The following is a 17897-nucleotide window of genomic DNA, read 5'->3' as shown; positions in this document are numbered from 1 at the left end:
CGCGGTCGCGGCTTGCGCCGCTCCTACAGGTAGCCACCGCAGCATCGATTCCGACTGTAGGAGCGACGCAAGTCGCGACCGCGAAGCCGCAACTGCGACGCAACTTTCGACGTAGCCGCGATGGCGCGGCCGCGGCTCGCGCCGCTCCTACAGGGCGACGCCCGCAGGCGCCGCCCCACCATCACTGCACCGTGCAGCTGAACTCCAACGTCGCCGTCGCGCCGGCCGCCAGCAGGCCCAAGGTCACCCCGCTGGCCAGGTCGCCGACCGTGATCGCAGTGCCCGGACACGCCGCGCCCGTGCAGGTCACCGCATTACCGGCCGGACAGTTCAGGCCGGCCTGCGGCGTATCGCGCACCACCGCACCGGTCACGTCGGTGGCCGCGTGGTTGGTCACCACCACACGGTAGGTGGTGTTGGTGCCGGCCACCACCGTGTCGTCGGCCTGATCGCTGGAACCAGCGGCCGGCGTGTTGGTCTTGGTGATCGACAGGTCCGTCGTGCGCAAGGTGTTGGTGTAGGTGCACACCGCGGCATTGGCGCTGGTGATGGTCAGCGTGTTGGCCTGCTGGCCGTTCGTGCCGGACAGCGTGTGCCCGCCGGTACACGCCAGCGTCGTGCTGTAGTTCGCCGCGTTCGTGCCCGCTTCCGCCGGCAGCGTGATCGTGTCGCCGATGGTCACCACCACCGCCGCGCCGCTGTTGGCGGCGTTCGGCGCGGTCGCGTCGAACGCGGCGGTGTTGTTGGTGCCGCCCGTGGTCGCGCCGATGCTGACCTGATGCCCCGCCGTGCTGCCCGCCGCCCAGGCCTTGGCCAGTTGCAGCGTCGCGGTGCGCGGGGTGTTGGTGTAGGTACACACCGCCGCGGCGCTGCTGTTGATGGTCAGGGTATTGCTCTGCTGACCGTCGGTGCCCGACAAGGTGTGGCCGCCGGTGCACTGCACCGTGGTGGTGTAGTTGGCCAGGTTCGCGCCCGTTTCCGCCGGCAGCGTGACGATGTCGCCGACGTCGACGGCCACCGGCGTACCGCTGTCGGCCGCGGTCGGCGCGGTGGCGCCGAACGAAGCCGTGTTGTTAGTGCCGCCGGTGGTCGCGCCGATCGTCACCTGGTCGCCGGCGATGCTGCCCGCGGCCCAGGCCTTGGCCAACTGCAGGCTGGACTGGCGCTGGTTGGTGAAGGTACAGGCGATCGCGTTGCCGGCCGCGGTGTCCTGCGCGGTCAGCGCCACCGTGCGCGTGGCGGCGTCGAACTGGCCTTGCGCCGGCGCCGCGGTGCCGCCGTTGGGCGTCACCGTACAGGCCGCGCCCACCAATACCCAACCGGCCGGCGGCACGTCTTCGCTGACATTGGTCGCCGCGCCGACGGCGGTCAGCGCCTGCACCGGACCCGGCGTGCCCGGCGCGCCGGCCGCCGTGGTGGCGATGTCGGGATAGCTCTGGGCGCCGTTGCTGCCGCCGAAGCCGAACGTGTCGGTGCCGCCGTTGGAGACCTTGGTCACCTGCAGCGTCGGCCGCCTGGCGTTGGTGAACGTACAGGCGATCGTGCCGCTGCGCGTGACGTTGTTGCCGGGAACCTGGACGAGGTTGGGCGCGGCCGCGGTCGCGCTGAACCGGGTGGTGACGCCGGCCGACGTGGTGGAGTCGCAGAACGCCGACGTCACCGCGTAACCCAGCGTGGCGGCGTTCGTCTCCGTCACGCGCAGGAAGGTGTTGGGCGTCATGTTGACGGTGGCGCCGGTCGCGCCGGGCGCGCCGGCCTGGGTCGTGGTCAACTGCTGGCTGGTGGTGACCCCGCTCTGCACGATGTCGAAATTGAACGCGCCGCCGCCGTTGTCGCCCTGGGTGATCTTGGTGACGGTCAGCGCCGTCGGCCGCCAATTGTTCGTGAACCGGCAGGTGATGTCGTCATTGGCGGCAGGCGTGATCTGAAATTGCGTCCCCGACTGATTCGTCGGCATGACTGTCGTGCTGCCGGTCGTGGCATTCGTACAGCTATAGGTCGCAATATATGCCGTTATCGGCGCAGCGCTGCCAGGGGCCATCGCCTCCGACAGGGTGTAGCTCGAACCGGCATTGATCGCCTGTATTTCCGCGACCTCGGTCGGATTGGTGGTGGCTCCCGTCGTATTTACGGTGGCAGTCGCAGTGGGATTGCCGTCGCTGGGGCCAGAGATCGTCAAAGCAAACTGGTCGCTCGCGTTTCCGGCGCGATTATTGGGTAGAACCTTCATCAGGCGCAGGCGCGGACGGCTGTTGACGATGGTGCACACGGCGGTGTCGCCGGCCGCCAGCGTGAGCGTGTTGCCGACCACCGCGGCGCCGCCGTTGACCACGCAGCTGTAAGGCCCGGTCGCGTCATAGCCCACCGGGCCGTTGGCTTCGGCCAGGGTGTAAGTGCCCGGCGTGACGGCGGCATCGGTCACCGCCGCGCTGCCGTTCGCGCCGCTGAGATTGGTCGGGCCGGTCGCCGTCAGGGTCCAGGCGGTGGCCGCGGCGGTGCCGCGCGCCACCGTCTTGCTCAAGGTCAGCCGCGCCGGCTGGTCGTCGTTGGTGATGGTGCAGGTGGCCACGTCGCCCATGGCCAGGGTCAGGCTGTTGTTCGCCACCGGCGCGCCGCCGTTGACCACGCAGCTGAAGGCACCGGTCGCGGCATAGCCGGCCGGGCCGCCGCTCTCCGACAGCGTATACGTGCCGACCGGCACCGACGCATCGGTGATCGCCGCCTGCCCTTCCGTGCCGCTGGCGGTGGCCGGGCCGGTGGCGGTCAGCGTCCAGGCCGTATCCAGCGCCGTGCCGCCGTTGTCGTTGACGACGGTCTTGAGCAGCGTCAGGCGCGGCAGGCGGTTATTGGTGAAAGTACAGGCGATCGCATTGCCGGCCGCGGTGTCGGCCGCGGACAGGGTGAAGGTGCGGGTGGCGAGGTCGGCCGTGCCGGTCGCCGCGGCCGCGGTGCCGCCGTTCGGCGTGACCGTACAGGCGATGGCCGACAGCGCCCAGCCGGCCGGCGGGGCGTCTTCGGTAATCGTGGTGGCGGTGGCCGCCGTGGTCAGCGTCTGCTGCGCGCCGGCGGTGCCCGGCGCACCCGCCACCGTGGTCGTGATGCTGTGCGCGGCGATGCCGTTGCTGCCGCTGAAGCCGAACGTGTTCGTGCCGCTGTTGGAGACCTTGGTTACCGTCAGCGTGGTCGGCGGGATTTGATTGGTGAAGGTGCAGGTGATGTTGGCCCCCGCGACCATGGCGGTGCCGGGGATGGTGGCGGTATTGCCCGACAAGGTCGCGATATTGGCATTGGGCGTGGTGGAACTGGCGTCGGTACACACCACCTGCGTCGGGTTGGCCGGCCAGCCCGCCGGCACGGTGGATTCCTGGACGGTGACCTGCGTCCCGACCGTGCCGACATGCACGGTGGTGGATGTCACCGTCCCGGCCCCGGCGACCGCGATGGAATCGCTGGTATTGGTCACGCCGGTCAGGGTGAAGCCGAACGTATTGGTGCCAGTGCCGTTGGCGGTGGTCTTGGCCAGGGTCACGCGCGGCGGCAGTTGGTCGGTGTCGTTGGCGGTGTTGTTGTTCGGGTTGGTCTCGGTGACGCCGGGCGCGGCGACTCTCACGTCGTTGACCACGTTGCCGACGGCGTTGGCCGGCACCGTGCAGGTGAACGTCAGCGCTGCGGTCTGGGTAGCGTTCAAGTTGCCGAGCACGACGCCGGTGCCGGTCAGCGTGGACACGGTTGAGGTGGTGTTTCCCGAAGGTTGCGACACCGTCACCGTGTTGCCGCCCGGGCAGTTCAGATTGGCGCCGGGGGTGTCGACGACGGTCGCGCCGGTCACCGGGTCGGGGCCGTTGTTGGTGACGACCAGCGTGTAGGTGGTGTTCTGGCCGGGCGTCAGCGTGTCGTTGGCTTGGTCGTTCGGGCCGGCCGCGGGGGTGTTGGTCTTGGTGATCGCAAGGTCGGCGAAAGGATTCAGCGCGACGCCGACTGTAAGTGCATCACCGCAATGCTGGAGGGTATTAGTGCACCAATTGGGACCACCGCCATCGCCCTTCATATAGAGGCGAAAGGTGACGCTGGTGATGGCGGTGCCGTTGACCCGCACCGATCCGCAGGCTGCATCCCCACCATCACCACATGATTGCCCCAAATCGGTTCTGTTATCCCCCGCCAACGTCGCAGAGACGCCGAAGGCGGTGTTGCCGGATAGCCGCGTCAGCGTCAGCCCTGGCGTAAGCAACTCGAAGTCGGTGGCAAAGCCCTGGGTGGGGTCGAATATCTCCGCAGCCGCGCCGAGGCCGGACAAATGCACGACCGGATTGTCGACCGGCTGGTTGAAGGTCAGCGTCAGATCCGCCATCCGTACCCGTGCGTTGGTGGCAGGGCGGGTAGCAGCAGGCTGAATGTTGAGCGCGCGTGCGGAAACAAAGAGCGTGACACCGGCGTTCAGCGACATGCTCGCCCGCGTACCGGCTGGGGAATTGCCGGCAGAGGTGAGTTGGTTGTCAGTCCCCGCATCCGACCAGTCAAGTCGCGAATAAAGGATCATCGGACTCGGATTAATGCCGGAAGAATTGACCGCGCCACCGAAGAACACGCTATTGCCACCCGTGCCGGCAGGGAAGCCTTGCGCCGTGGTGAAGCCCGTGAATTGCTGGTTGGACAAGCTGTAAGTCACGGTCACGGCAGGCGTGCGCGCGGCGTATGTATTGCCGGCGGTAGGGTTGTCCGTGTTCAACCGCATCGTCACCGTCTGCGCAGCTACGGATGGGCCAGAACCGGTGGGGCCGTTGATGGGGGGTGTGCCATTAGGCAGGCCGTTGGGTTGCATCTCCAGATCCTGCTGCACCTGCGCCATGGCGACAGGTGCAGCGGCAAGCAGCAAACAGGCGAGGCCGTGCGCTGCAAAGCGGGCGAGGCTTCTTAGCGACCGGCCAGAAGCGCAAACCTCGAAGGTCGCAGCGGATCGCACCGCCCCCGTCACCGCATCCAGTCCGATCGAAGCTTCGCTCATCTCTGTTTTTCCTAGGATGCCGGCCCGAACATCCCCACTGCGGGTTCGGCGGCGGTAGCGGCGGAGCGGTCCGGGCTGCGTCGCGCCGCGGCCGGACGTTTCCTGGTGGGTCTCGGGTCAGCGCTCGCGGCGGCGCGCTCGGGCGGGCCGGCCTGCTTGCTCTGTCGATTCCCTCGTCCCATCGCGTTCTGCTCCTGCAGACGGACATCGCGACGCCCGGATCGGCCCGTTTGGGCGCTGCGGAGGTGGGCTGGCGGCACCTCGGCGGGGTGCGCGGCGGTGGTGGGGCGAGCGATGGGGTGTTGGAGGGTCGGTTTTTGCGGGGGGACGCTTGCTGCCGGGCGGCGGTTTTGCGGCGCGGGCGGCGGTGGAAGGCGTCGTTGGCGCGGTGGCGTGGTCGCGGCTTGCGCCGCTCCTACAGGGGGTTCGGGTGGGGGCGTGGTTGTTGGGGGTGCGGGCGGGCGAAAAAAAGGCCGCCTCGGGGGCGGCCTGTTTGCGGCGGGCGGGGCGGGTCAGCGCAGGACCATGACCGCGTCGACTTCGAAGGCGACGCCGCGCGGCAGCGCGGAGACTTCGACGGTGGAGCGCGCGGGGTACGGCGGGTTGAAGTATTCGCCCATCACCGCGTTGACCTTGCCGAACGCGCCCAGGTCGGTGAGGTAGAGGCCGAGGCGGGCGATGTCGGCGAGCGAGCCGCCGGCGGCTTCGCACACCGCCTTGAGGTTCTGGAACGCGCGGTGCGCCTGCGCTTCGATGTCGCCTTCCACGACCAGGCCGCTGGACGGGTCGAGCGCGATCTGGCCGGACAGGTACACGGTGTCGCCGACGCGCACGGCTTGCGAGTAGGGGCCGATGGCGGCCGGGGCTTTGTCGGTCTGGATGATTTCGCGGGACATGGGTGGGGGCCGGGATCAGGGAAGGGAGACGGGATCGTAAAGGCAGGACACGGCGAGGCGAAAGAGCGCCCCGCCCGCTTCGGCGATTCCCCATTGCGGTTTCCCGGGTTCCCGGTTTGAGGCGAAGGCGAAGCCGCCGCGGCCGCTACATCCGCTGCACGCCCAACACCACCGCCAGGCGCCGCACCCGCCGCATCACGTCGGCGAGGTGGCGGCGGTCGTGCACTTCGATGGCGAAGCGCATCACCGCGATGTTGGCGTCGCGTTCCAGATATTCGACTCGGTCGATGTTGGATTCGGCCTCGGCGATCGCGGCCGCCACCTGGGCCAGCGAGCCGGGGCGGTTGTCGACCTCGATCCGCAGCGCGGCGGCGAAGTCGCCGGAGACCTGGCGGTCCCAGCCGATCGCGACCCAGCGGTCGGGCGACTTGCGGTAATCGGCGACGTTCGGGCAATCCAGCCGGTGCACCACGATGCCGCGGCCGGCGGTGTGGTAGCCCATGATTTCGTCGCCCGGCAGCGGCAGGCAACAGTTGGCGAAGCTGATGACGCCGCGCTCGGCGCCGGTGATGAGGATCTTGTCCTCGGGCAGGCGCGGGCGGTCGATGGCGCGGCCGCGGCTCTTGCCCGGCGCCTCGCGCGCCAGCGCCAGCGCGACCTGGTTGGGCATGCGGTTGCCGAGCGCGATGTCGGCCAGCAGCGCTTCCAGGCGCGGGTAGCGGTTCTCGCTGAGGTAGGCCTCCAGGCGCAGCGCCGGGGTGCGGTCGAGCGAGGTTTCCAGCGCTTCCAGCGCGCGGTCGAGCATGCGGTGGCCGAGCTGCACCGCGTCCTCGTGTTCGAGCTGCTTGAGCTGCTGGCGGATCGAGGTGCGGGCCTTGCCGGAAACCACGAACTCCAGCCACTGCGGCTTCGGCGTGGACGACTTGGCGGTGATGATCTCCACGCGCTGGCCGCTGGCGAGCTTGGTGCGCAGCGGCACCAGCTTGCCGTCGACGCGCGCGGCGACCGCGCGGTTGCCGACATCGGTGTGCACCGCATAGGCGAAATCCAGCGCGGTGGAATTGCGCGGCAGCGAGAGGATGTCGCCCTTGGGCGTGAACAGGTAGACCTCGTCCGGGAACAGGTCGACCTTGACGTTTTCGAGGAATTCCAGCGACGAACCGGTCGCGCGCTGGGATTCGACCAGATTGGCGATCCAGCTGTGCGCGCGCGACTGCGCGCTGTTCGGGCCTTCGCCGCCGTGCTTGTACGACCAGTGCGCGGCGATGCCGCGCTCGGCGACAAGGTCCATGTCCTCGGTGCGGATCTGCACTTCCACCGGCGAGCCGTAGGGGCCGAACAGCACGGTGTGCAGCGACTGGTAGCCGTTGGCCTTGGGGATGGCGATGAAGTCGCGGAAGCGCCCGTCCAGCGGCTTGTACGCCGAATGCACCACGCCGAGCGCGTGGTAGCAGTCGGGCACGTTCTTGACCACGACGCGGAAGCCGAACACGTCCATGACCTGGTTGAAGCTCTTATGCTCGTTGTGCATCTTGGTGTAGATGCTCCACGGCGACTTCACCCGGCTGATCAGCCGATGGGTCAGTTTTTCCTTGGCCAGCCGCTGGGCCAGGTGCGCTTCGATCTGCACCAGCGATTCGCGCCGCACCACCGGCTGGGTGCGGATGCGCTTCTCGATCACCGCGTGGCGCCAGGGGTGCATGGCGCGGAAGCCCAGGTCCTGCAGTTCGGCCTTGATCAGGTTCATGCCCAGGCGCTGGGCGATCGGCGCGTAGATCTCCAGCGTTTCCAGGGCGATGCGTTGTCGCGCCTCGGCGCTCTGCGCGCCGAGGGTGCGCATGTTGTGCAGGCGGTCGGCGAGCTTGATCAGGATCACGCGCAGGTCGCGCGCCATCGCCAGCAGCATCTTGCGGAAGCTCTCCGCGGCGGCTTCCTGGCGGTCGCGGAACTGCAGCTTGTCGAGCTTGGTGACGCCGTCGACGAGCTCGGCCACGGTCGGGCCGAACTCGGTGGCCAGGCATTCGCGGGTGACCGGGGTGTCTTCGATGGTGTCGTGCAGGATCGCCGCGATCAGGGTCTCGATGTCGAGGCCCTGCTCGGCCAGCACCTTGGCCACCGCGACCGGATGGGTGATGTACGGCTCGCCCGACTTGCGCGTCTGCCCGGCGTGCGCGGCCGCGCCGACCGCCCAGGCGCGGCGCAGTTGCTGGCGCTGGGCTTCGGGCAGGTAGTGCGCGGCCAGCTCCAGCTCGCGCACGTAGTCCGGCAGCTCCGTGTCGTCGGCAGCGGCGGAATAGGTGTTCAGTGCGGGCTCGGCGGGGGTCATAACGGAAATTTACGCGCGCGGTACGGTCAGTGGCAACGCATCGGCCTGCATTGAATGTGGCGGCGGTGCGATGGGGCGCAAGCAATGAGGCGCGCGACGGGGACGCGGGCGCCGATCCGGTTCAGGAAAGCGGCGGGTTCGGGGCCGAACCGCGCGGGATGCGCGAGCCCTCGGGCTGTTGTGAGAGGGGCTTCAGCCCCGAGGCTTTCCGCTCGGATCGCCGCGATCGGGCACAAGAGCGTCGGGGCTGAAGCCCCTCCCACAGGAGCTGGCCGGCCTGGGCGGTTCACCTGGCCGGCATGGCTGAAGCGCAAAAGAAAACGGCCCCGCCAGGCGGAGCCGTTTTCGGTCGCGATCCGCGCCCGATGGGGCGCGAACCGCTGCTCGCGCGGCCCGCGCGCGGCGGGCCGGGAGACTCAGTCGTCGCCCTTGGACAGGTCGTCGTCGGCGACCACTTCGGCCGCGGCCCATTCCAGGGCTTCGCGTTCCTTGCGCTCGCGCTCGGCCTTCTCGACCGCGTCGATGTAGTCCGGGTTGACCTGGCGCGCGGCGATTTCGCGCAGCGCCAGCACGGTCGGCTTGTCGTTGGCTTCGCTGTTGTCCAGCTGCGGCTCGACGCCGTTGGCCAGCTGGCGGGCGCGCTTGGCGGCCAGCATGACGAGTTCGAAGCGGTTGGGGACCACTTCCAGGCAATCTTCGACGGTGATGCGGGCCATGGGGCTCCTGCGGCCGGGTCGGCCGTCTTGCAAACGGATGGGGACCGGGAAGTCTAGGCGCAGCCGCCCCGAAACGCAAGGTTTTCGGCAATTAACCCTTACGAATCAATCGGATGCCGCCCTGCAGGAGCGGCGCGAGCCGCGACTGCGGGCTTCCGGTCTTGCGTCGTAGGCGCGATGTCGCGGTCGCGACTCGCGTCGCTCCTACAGTCGGGCCTCCAGCCTCGTCGCGACCGGGCCAGCTCAGCCTTCGTCGGCCAGCAACGCGGTGATCAGGCGCGAATGCCGCGCCACCTGCGGTTCGCGCCGCAGACGGCTGGCGGTGAAGATCGCGCACATCTCGTCGACCGCGGTGTCGAAGACTTCGTTGACGATGACGTAGTCGAACTCGCCGTAGTGCGACATCTCCTCGCGTGCGGCGGCCAGGCGCTGGCCGATCACTTCCTCGGTGTCCTGCCCGCGCGAGCGCATGCGCGACTCCAGCGCCTGCCGCGACGGCGGCAGGATGAACACGCTGACCGCGTCGGGCACCTTGTTGCGCACCTGGCGCGCGCCCTGCCAGTCGATCTCCAGCAGCACGTCCTTGCCGGCCGACAGGAACGGCTCCACCGACTGCCGCGCCGAGCCCTTCCAGTCGCCGTGCACGCGCGCGTGCTCGAAGAAATCGCCTTCGGCGACCATCGCCTCGAATTCCTGCTCGCTGACGAAGTGGTAGTGCTCGGCGTGGCGCTCGCCCGGCCGCGGCTTGCGCGAGGTGAACGAGATCGACAGGCGGATGTTCGGGTCGCGCGCGAGCACCGCGTTGACGATGCTGGATTTTCCGGCTCCGGAAGGAGCGGCGACGATGTAGAGGGTTCCGCGCATGGGTCGGTGGGTCCGGCCTGTAACTGTGAAAACGGGAGGAACTCAGGAACGTAGCGAAGAGGAACCCAGAAACGAGTCGTACCACTCGTTCCTAGTTCCTGTTCGCTCGTTACTCGATGTTCTGGATCTGCTCGCGCGCCTGGTCGATCAGCACCTTCAGCTCGACCGCGGCGGCCGAGCTGCGCGCGTCGACCGACTTGGAGCCCAGGGTGTTGGCCTCGCGGTTGAATTCCTGCAGCAGGAAATCCAGGCGCCGGCCGACCGCTTCGCGCAGCTTGAGCACGCGCCGGGCTTCGGCGACGTGCGATTGCAGCCGGTCGAGCTCCTCGTCGACATCGAGCTTCTGCAGCCACAGCACCAGTTCCTGTTCCAGGCGGCCGTTGTCGGCCGGCTGGACCAGGTCGGCCAGGCGGGCTTCCAGCTTGGTGCGCTGGCCGGCGCGGATCGCCGGCATCATCGTGCGGACCTCGCCGGCGATGCGCTCGATGCCGTCGACGCGCTCGCCGATCGCGGCGGCGAGCTTGGCGCCCTCGCGCTCGCGCGAGGCGACGAATTCGTCGAGCACGCTGTCCAGCAAGGCCAGCGCCTGCGCCTGCAACGCGGCCGGGTCGGTCGCCGGCGCCTGCAGCACGCCGGGGAATTGCAGCAGCTCGGTGAACTCGGTGCGCAGCGCCGGGAAGCGCGCGGACAGGTCGATCGCCAGCTCGCTGAGTTCGCGCAGGCGGGTCGGGTTGAGCTGCAGCGCGTCGCCGCCCTCCGGCGCGCGCAGGCGCAGGGTCAGGTCGAGCTTGCCGCGGCCGACGCGGGCGGCGATGCGCTCGCGCAGCGCCGGTTCCAGCACCCGCAGCTCGTCGGCCAGGCGCACGCCCAGTTCGAGGAAGCGGTGGTTGACCGAGCGCAGCTCGCAGCCGAGCGTGCCCCAGGGTGTCGCGCGTTCGCCGCTGGCGAAGGCGGTCATGCTGCGGATCATTCGCCGGTTTCCGAGCCTTACGGGGGGTGAATGGTAAACTCGCCGGCCCTCAAAACGGTAACGCCGCGCCATGACCGGTCCCAATGCCGCCCCTGCCCAGGCTCCGGCCGGCCCCGTCGCCCGGCCCAGCGGCCGCCTCGCCGACCAGTTGCGCGAGGTGACCATCCAGCGCGGCTACACCCGCCACGCCGAGGGCTCGGTGCTGGTCAGCTTCGGCCAGACCCGGGTGCTGTGCACCGCCAGCGTCGACAACAAGGTGCCGGCGTTCCTGCGCGGCAAGGGCGAGGGCTGGGTCACCGCCGAATACGGCATGCTGCCGCGCGCCACCCACACCCGCAGCGACCGCGAGGCCGCGCGCGGCAAGCAGGGCGGCCGGACCCTGGAAATCCAGCGCCTGATCGGCCGCGCCCTGCGCGCCTGCGTCGACCGCAAGGCGCTGGGCGAGCGCACCATCACCCTGGACTGCGACGTGCTGCAGGCCGACGGCGGCACCCGCACCGCGGCGATCACCGGCGCCTACGTGGCCCTGGTCGACGCGGTGCGCTGGCTACAGGCGCGGCGCGAGATCAGCCGCGATCCGATCTTCGGCGCGGTCGCGGCGGTGTCGGTCGGCGTCTATCGCGGCGTTCCGGTGCTGGACCTGGACTACGCCGAGGACAGCGACTGCGACACCGACATGAACGTGGTCATGAACGACGGCGGCGGCTTCATCGAGCTGCAGGGCACCGCCGAGGGCCACGCCTTCCGCCGCGAGGAACTCGACGCGCTGCTGGGCCTGGCCCAGGCCGGCATCGTCGAACTGCTGGAAAAGCAGCGCCAGGCGCTGGCCGGCTGAGCCGCGCAGCGCGCCGCCGCGAGCGGCGCGGACGGCGCGACGAGTAGGGGATCGCATCCCTTCGTTCGTTATCCCTTGCGCAGCGCCCGTGGTTTTCGCCGCGCCCTTGCCGATTGCGCGGGTTGCGCGCCGACGCGCGCACTGCATCGCAGTTCGCGCGCGCGGCGCTGAACTTTCGCGCCGCGCGCGCGTTCCATCGAAGCGCTCCATCGAAACGTTCGGCCGGGCGCCGGCCGCGGCGCTCGCGCGCATCCTTGCGCGGACGCGGCGCGCGCGCCCGCCCCCCCCGCAGACTTCACTTCGCAAGGCATCGGCATGAACCGCAGCATCGGCAGCATCACCCTGGTCGTGGACGACTACGACCGCGCCATCGATTTCTATACCCGGGCGCTCGGCTTCGTCCTGCTCGAGGACGTCGACCTGGGCGAGGGCAAGCGCTGGGTGCGGGTGGCGCCGGCGGCCGGCGCGCAGACCGCGCTGCTGCTGGCGCAGGCTACGGGCGAGGCCCAGCGCGCGCGCGTCGGCGACCAGACCGGCGGCCGGGTCGGCTTCTTCCTGCACACCGACGACTTCGCCCGCGACCACGCCGCGATGCGGGCCCAGGGCGTGCGCTTCCTGGAATCTCCGCGCGTCGAGACCTACGGCACGGTCGCCGTATTCGAAGATCTGTACGGTAATCGCTGGGATTTGCTGGAATTGAAAGCATGAAACTGGTGCTGGCCAGCAGCAACGCCGGGAAACTGGTGGAACTGCGGGAGCTGCTCGGCGACACCGGCATCGAACTGGTGGCGCAATCCGACCTGGGGGTCGAGGACATCGAAGAAACCGGCAGCACGTTCGTCGAGAACGCGCTGCTGAAGGCCCGGCATGCCTGTGCGGTGACCGGGCTGCCGGCGCTGGCCGACGATTCGGGCATCTGCGTGGACGCGCTCGGCGGCGCCCCGGGCCTGTACTCGGCGCGGTATGCCGGCCGCCACGGCGACAGCGAGGCCAATATCGACAAGTTGCTGGGCGCGCTCAAGGACGTGCCCGACGAGCGCCGCGGCGCGCATTTCTATGCGGTGATCGTGGCCTTGCGCCATGCCGGCGATCCGCGTCCGATCATCGCCGAGGGCCTCTGGAACGGGCGGATCCTGCACCAGCGCCAGGGCAACCGCGGCTTCGGCTACCAGCCGGTGTTCCTGGATACCGAACACGGCATTTCCGCCGGCGAGATCGACGACGCGCTCAAGAACCGGGTCAGCCACCGCGCCCGCGCGCTGGCGGCGCTGCGCGCGCGCCTGCCGGAGCTGGGCGGGTGAACCGCCTGCTGCGCGCCGCCGCCGCGCCGCGCCGGGCGTTCCGCACCGGCGGCCATACCGTGGCCACGGTGGCGGTGCTGTACCTGCTGGCCCTGCCGATCGCGGTGTGGATCCGCCAGGACGGCCTGCAGACCGGCGCCACCGACTTCGCCAGCGAGCTGGAACTGGCGCTGTGGCTGCTGGCGGCGCTGGTCGCCGCGGTCGCCGCCGCGGCGGTGCAGCGGGTCAGCGTGGACGCCGCCGCCGGCGGGGCGATCCGCTACGCCAACATCACCAGCGGCCACCGCACCCGCAGCTTCGAGCCGGCCGAGGTGCAGAGCATGTCCCTGCACCGGGCCAAGGACGGACGCCTGCGCCTGACCTCGACCCTGGAGCTGCGCCTGGCCCCGGCCGCGCACCGGCGCTGGACCACCGCGACCCTGTTCGACGGCGACATGTCCGGCGACGGCCGCGCCGAGCCGCTGGCCTCGATCATCCGCCAGGTCGTGGAGGCCAGGCCCGACGTGGCGCTGGATACCAATCTGCGCGCGCTGCTGGCGGCGCGGCGGTTCGGCGCGGCGTTCGGGACGGCGAGAGTGGGGCAAGAAGGCAAGCGGGATTAGGTAGGGACTGGGGGAGCGCGGAGGCTGCGGCAGCGCGGGCTCTGGCGTTTCGGTGGGAGCGGGTTGGAGGGCAAAGGCGGGGTCAGGGAACCGGGGCGGCGCGGCAGCGCAAGCAACGCGGCTTCTTGAACGCGGCTTCTTTATCTGCCCCATCCATTCCCTTTTCCGTTCTTTCCCTGCCCCACATCCCCCAACCCAGTAAACTCCGCTCCTTCCCCGCTTCCAGCTCCGGGCCCTGCGCCCGGCCTATCCCATTGAGCGTCGCCCTCGTTCCCCCGCCGCTGTCGCTGTACGTGCACCTGCCGTGGTGCGTGCGCAAATGCCCGTACTGCGATTTCAACTCGCACGAAGCCCGCGGCGCGCCGCCGTTCGCGGCCTATGTCGATGCGCTGGTCGCCGACCTGGAATACGACCTGCCGCTGGTCTGGGGCCGCACCGTGCACAGCGTGTTCTTCGGCGGCGGCACCCCGAGCCTGTTCCCGCCGGAGGCGATCGAGCGCTTCCTGCAGGCGGCCAGCGCGCGGCTGCGCTTCGCCCCGGGCTGCGAAATCACCCTGGAAACCAACCCGGGCACCGCCGAGCACGGCCGCTTCGAGCTGTACAAGGCGGCCGGGGTCAACCGGCTGAGCTTCGGCATCCAGAGCTTCGACGACGGCTGCCTGCAGCGGCTGGGCCGGATCCACGGCAGCGCCGAGGCCGAGGCGGCGGTGAAGCTGGCCCAGGACGCCGGCTTCGACAACCTCAACCTCGACCTGATGTACGCCCTGCCCGGCCAGACCCTGGCCATGGCCGAACACGACCTGGAGCGGGCGTTCGCGCTGGAGCCGGCGCACATCTCGCACTACCAGCTGACCCTGGAACCCAACACCGTGTTCGCCGCGCGGCCGCCGCAGGGCATTCCCGACGAGGACAACGCCTGGGACATCCAGGAACGCTGCCAGGCGCTGCTGGCGCAGCGCGGCTACCGGCAGTACGAGGTCAGCGCCTACGCGCGGCCGGGGCGGCAGTGCCAGCACAACCTCAATTACTGGCGCTACGGCGACTACCTGGGCATCGGCGCCGGCGCGCACGGCAAGATCAGCCTCGGCGCCGAGCAGGCGATCCTGCGCCGCTGGAAACTCAAGCACCCCACCGCCTACCTGGCCCAGGCCGGCCGCGCGGAGGCGATCGGCGGCGACGACCGGATCGCGCCGTCGCGGCGGCCGTTCGAATACATGCTCAATACCTTGCGGCTGGTCGAAGGCTTTTCGCTGGACTCGTTCGAAGCCTCGACCGGCCTGCCGCGCGCGCAGATCGCGCCGCAGCTGGACGCCGCCCAGGCCGCCGGCTGGCTGCAGCGCGACGGCGACCGGGTCCGCCCGACCGAACTGGGCCAGCGCTTCACCAACGACGTGGTGGCCTTGTTCCTGGGCGCCGACGAGCCGGCCGAGCCGCACGCCGGAAACTGAATCTGCCGGCGCCGGCGGCATCACGACTCAGACACATCCCGGCACCGAGACTGAGTTTGGCCGGCGCCTCGGGGACAAAGCGTTTGTGCCAATGGTCGCCTCCTGTCGGCCGTTCGCTGCGCCCGGTGCCGCCGGGCTGGGCGGGCGCCGGGGAGGCGTGGTTATATTTCGCGGTCGTCCGTTCCGAATGCACATGCCCGCCACGTTCGATCCCTTGAACGCTTCGCCGCGCGCCACCTTGGCCACGGCCGCATTGCCGCGCCGCGTGCGCCGGCTGCTGGAGCAGCTGTACGCCCTGGTCAGCGACGAGATCGCGCCGCAGATGGAGCGGATGCTGGCCGAGTTCGAGCAGCAGCTGTTCCGCCAAGCCGACCAGGCGCGCAATCCCGGCTTGCAGTCGGGCTATCTGGAAACGTTGCGGCTGGTGCGGTTGCGGCGGTCGGATCTGATCCCGCGGTATTTGTCGGGGTTGGAGGCTTCGTTGTCGGGGGTCCGGGACGAGGCGGCGAGGATGTCGCGCTCGGCGGCTGCTGCGGCGCCCGAGTTTCGCGAGCTTCGGTTGGTCGACGACAGCGAAGTCGACGAAAACACCGTGCTGCGCAGCCTGTCCAGCCGCCACGAATCGCGCGCCGGGCTCGGCCTGATGCTGCTGGGCCAGCGCTTCGGCGTGCTGGCCGGGATGCCGGCGTTCGATTGCGAGCGCCTGCCGGTCGGCCCGCAGCGGCTGATCCGCGGCTTCGCCCAGGCCTGCCAGCCGCTGCAGATTTCGCCCGAATCGCGCCTGGACCTGTACCGGGTGTTCGACCAGCAGGTGATGCTCGGCTATGCCGCGCTGGTGGAATCGATGAACCAGTTGCTGGTGCGCGAGAACGTGCTGCCGAGCCTGTCGTTCGTGCCGCTGCGCACGCGCCCGCAGGCGCAGGACAAGCCGGCGCCGGCGGCCGAAGCGGCCGCGCGCGGCGCCGACTCCGCGCACTCGGCGGCCGATGCCGACAAGAGCCCATCCGATACGCGCCCGGCCGGCCCGCGCCCCTACACCGCCTGGACCACCGCCCCGGCCGGCACCGACGGCGCGCCCGACTTCGCCACCCTGCAGCGCTGGCTGGCCGAGCGCCGCGACCTGGTCGACAAGCTGCGCCCGCGCGCCGCGCCGGCCGACGCGGCGCAGCCGCCGGCGCCGCTGTCCACCGCCGAACTGGTCGCCGGACTCGAACGCCTGGACGAAGCCGCCGTGCGCGGCGCCCAGCCGCTGCGCAAGATCGCCGATCTGCGCCAGGCCGTGCTCGCCCAACGCCGCGCCGCCGGCGCCGACGCCGCGCTGTCGCGCGAGGACGGCGACGTGTTCGAGCTGCTGGGCCTGCTGTTCGACGAGATCGAACAGCGCCTGCGCGGCGACGCGCTGATCTCCAGCCTGCTCAACCGCCTGCAGCCGCCGCTGCTGCACGCCGCGCTGCGCGACCGCTCGCTGCTGGCCGCCGACGGCCACCCGGCGCTGCAACTGCTCAACACCGTGGCCGAAGCCGGCGCGCGCTGGACCCCGAACGAGGACGCCGACCCGCAACTGCACGAGCCGTTGCGCCAGGCGGTCGAGCACGTGGTCGAACAGCGCGGCTCGGCGCAGTCCTTCGACTCGGCCAACCAGCGCCTGCAGGAGCACCTGCACGCGCAGGCGCGCAAGGCCGAAGTGGCCGAGCGGCGCTTCGTCGAGGCCGCGCGCGGCAAGGAAAAACTCGAGCTGGCCAAGCGCCGCGCCCAGCAGGCGCTGGAACAAACCGTCGCCGGCCAGCGCTTGCCGCGCTTCGTCCAGACCCTGCTCAACCAGGCCTGGACCGACGTGCTGACCCTGACCCAACTGCGCCACGGCGAGGATTCGCCGGCGTGGCAGCGGCAGTTGCAGATCACCGGCCAGATCGTCGCCGCCAACCAGGGCGCCGGCAGCGACGCGCTGCGCGGGCTGGACGGCGATATCGAACATGCGTTGACCCTGGTCGGCTACCACGGCGACGACGCGCGCGCGATCGCCCGCCAGCTCACCGCGGGCCCGGTCGCCAACGAAGACGCCGCCTCGCGCACCGAGCTGGCGATGAAGCTGCGCCAGCGCAGCCGCCTGGGCGAAGACAACGCCGCCGCGGCGCCGCGCGCGCCGCTGCCGCCGCGCGACGAGCGCGAGCAGGCCTGTTTCGACCGACTGCGCGCGCTGCCGTTCGGCACCTGGTTCGAATTCGTGCAGAACCAGCAGGGCGACGCGGTACGGCGCCGGCTGTCGTGGTTCAGCCCGGTCACCGACAACGCCTTGTTCGTCAACCAGCGCGGCCAGCGCGCGGCCGAGCACTCGCTCGACACGCTGGCGCGGATGATGGCGCGCGGCCAGGCGCGGGTGGTCGAGCACGAGCGCAGCCGCCTGGTCGATCGCGCCTGGCACGCCGCGCTGGACGCGCTGCGCGGCTTCGGCGGACGCGGCCGCGACGACGGCGCGCTGGCGCAGGGCGAACCCACGTGAGCGGAGCGGGCATGAGCGAAGAATTCCGCCGCGCGCGCCGGCGCCGCATCGTCGACACGGTGCAGGTGGTCGACACCATGACCGAGCAGGTGATCGGCCACCTCGGCAATCTGTCGGAGACCGGCATGATGATGATCGCCAGCGCCGCGCTGACCGACGACGCGCTGTACCAGTTGCGCTTCGACCTGCGCGACGCGCCGCGGCAGGCGCCGATCGAGGTCGGCGCGCACCTGCTGTGGCAGGACAGCGCGAGCATGCCGGGGCAGAACTGGGCGGGGTTCCGCTTCATCGCGATGCCCGAGGACGGGATGGCGCATTTGCGGCAGTGGCTGGATTCGCCGGGCGGGAGTTACGAGTAAGGGCGCGTCGCGGCCCTCATCCGCCCCTTCGGGGCACCCCCGATCAGAAGCGCTTCGAGGGCAGGCTCTTCTCCC

At 70.2% G+C, this 17897-nt stretch carries 15 protein-coding genes; 8 read left to right on the top strand and 7 right to left on the bottom strand.

The window, feature by feature from the left end:
- Nucleotides 1-181: 181 nt before the first annotated feature.
- The 4 genes from A7A76_RS14240 to A7A76_RS26635 all read right to left on the bottom strand — a co-directional run bounded on the left by A7A76_RS14240 (nt 182) and on the right by A7A76_RS26635 (nt 8490).
- Nucleotides 182-5005 carry a beta strand repeat-containing protein gene (locus A7A76_RS14240; protein ID WP_206411807.1) on the bottom strand — a complete coding sequence of 1608 codons (4824 nt, stop codon included), beginning with the start codon at nt 5003-5005 and terminating at the stop codon, nt 182-184.
- A gap of 512 nt (nt 5006-5517) precedes the next feature.
- Nucleotides 5518-5901, bottom strand: coding sequence for a RidA family protein (locus A7A76_RS14235; protein ID WP_091806166.1), 384 nt, complete (start codon nt 5899-5901; stop codon nt 5518-5520).
- A 145-nt stretch (nt 5902-6046) separates the two neighbouring features.
- Nucleotides 6047-8227: a RelA/SpoT family protein gene (locus A7A76_RS14230; RefSeq protein WP_206411806.1), complete on the bottom strand. Its 2181-nt coding sequence runs from the start codon at nt 8225-8227 to the stop codon at nt 6047-6049.
- Nucleotides 8228-8253: 26 nt separating this feature from the next.
- Nucleotides 8254-8490, bottom strand: coding sequence for a DUF6053 domain-containing protein (locus A7A76_RS26635; protein WP_428995154.1), 237 nt, complete (start codon nt 8488-8490; stop codon nt 8254-8256).
- Here A7A76_RS26635 and A7A76_RS26630 point away from each other — a divergent pair.
- Entirely contained in the window at nt 8408-8755 is a 348-nt protein-coding gene (locus tag A7A76_RS26630) for a DUF6053 domain-containing protein (RefSeq protein ID WP_428995153.1), read from the top strand. The genes A7A76_RS26635 and A7A76_RS26630 overlap by 83 nt on opposite strands.
- Here the strand turns inward: A7A76_RS26630 and rpoZ are convergent.
- The 3 genes from rpoZ to A7A76_RS14215 form a co-directional block, all read right to left on the bottom strand.
- Entirely contained in the window at nt 8644-8943 is a 300-nt protein-coding gene (gene rpoZ / locus A7A76_RS14225; protein ID WP_057946389.1) for a DNA-directed RNA polymerase subunit omega, read from the bottom strand. The genes A7A76_RS26630 and rpoZ overlap by 112 nt on opposite strands.
- Nucleotides 8944-9186: 243 nt before the next feature.
- Complete coding sequence (gene gmk, locus A7A76_RS14220) at nt 9187-9807, bottom strand: guanylate kinase (RefSeq protein WP_206411805.1); 621 nt, start codon at nt 9805-9807, stop codon at nt 9187-9189.
- 109 nt (nt 9808-9916) lie between these two features.
- Complete coding sequence (locus A7A76_RS14215) at nt 9917-10777, bottom strand: YicC/YloC family endoribonuclease (RefSeq protein ID WP_206411804.1); 861 nt, start codon at nt 10775-10777, stop codon at nt 9917-9919.
- 70 nt (nt 10778-10847) lie between these two features.
- On the opposite strand from A7A76_RS14215, the gene rph reads away from it, so the two are divergent.
- From rph to A7A76_RS14180, 7 genes are all read left to right on the top strand, one after another.
- Nucleotides 10848-11612, top strand: coding sequence for a ribonuclease PH (rph, locus tag A7A76_RS14210; protein WP_206411803.1), 765 nt, complete (start codon nt 10848-10850; stop codon nt 11610-11612).
- Between the two features lie 315 nt (nt 11613-11927).
- Entirely contained in the window at nt 11928-12320 is a 393-nt protein-coding gene (locus A7A76_RS14205; RefSeq protein WP_206411802.1) for a VOC family protein, read from the top strand.
- Nucleotides 12317-12913, top strand: a complete 597-nt coding sequence (rdgB, locus tag A7A76_RS14200; protein ID WP_206411801.1) for an RdgB/HAM1 family non-canonical purine NTP pyrophosphatase — start codon at nt 12317-12319, stop codon at nt 12911-12913. The genes A7A76_RS14205 and rdgB overlap by 4 nt, the downstream gene beginning before the upstream one ends.
- Nucleotides 12910-13515, top strand: coding sequence for a hypothetical protein (locus A7A76_RS14195; RefSeq protein WP_206411800.1), 606 nt, complete (start codon nt 12910-12912; stop codon nt 13513-13515). The genes rdgB and A7A76_RS14195 overlap by 4 nt, the downstream gene beginning before the upstream one ends.
- Before the next feature lie 254 nt (nt 13516-13769).
- Nucleotides 13770-14963: a radical SAM family heme chaperone HemW gene (gene hemW / locus A7A76_RS14190; RefSeq protein WP_206411799.1), complete on the top strand. Its 1194-nt coding sequence runs from the start codon at nt 13770-13772 to the stop codon at nt 14961-14963.
- Between the two features lie 193 nt (nt 14964-15156).
- The gene (locus A7A76_RS14185) at nt 15157-17463 is read left to right on the top strand and encodes a DUF1631 family protein (protein ID WP_206411798.1); all 2307 of its coding nucleotides are present in this window, start codon (nt 15157-15159) and stop codon (nt 17461-17463) included.
- Between the two features lie 11 nt (nt 17464-17474).
- Nucleotides 17475-17822 (top strand): PilZ domain-containing protein, encoded by a 348-nt coding sequence (locus A7A76_RS14180; protein WP_206411797.1) that lies wholly within the window; start codon nt 17475-17477, stop codon nt 17820-17822.
- Nucleotides 17823-17897: the final 75 nt, after the last annotated feature.

This window comes from Lysobacter enzymogenes (assembly GCF_017168095.1).
In the GTDB taxonomy this organism is placed as follows: Bacteria; Pseudomonadota; Gammaproteobacteria; order Xanthomonadales; family Xanthomonadaceae; genus Lysobacter; species Lysobacter enzymogenes_D.
This window is presented reverse-complemented; position numbering and strand designations above follow the sequence as displayed.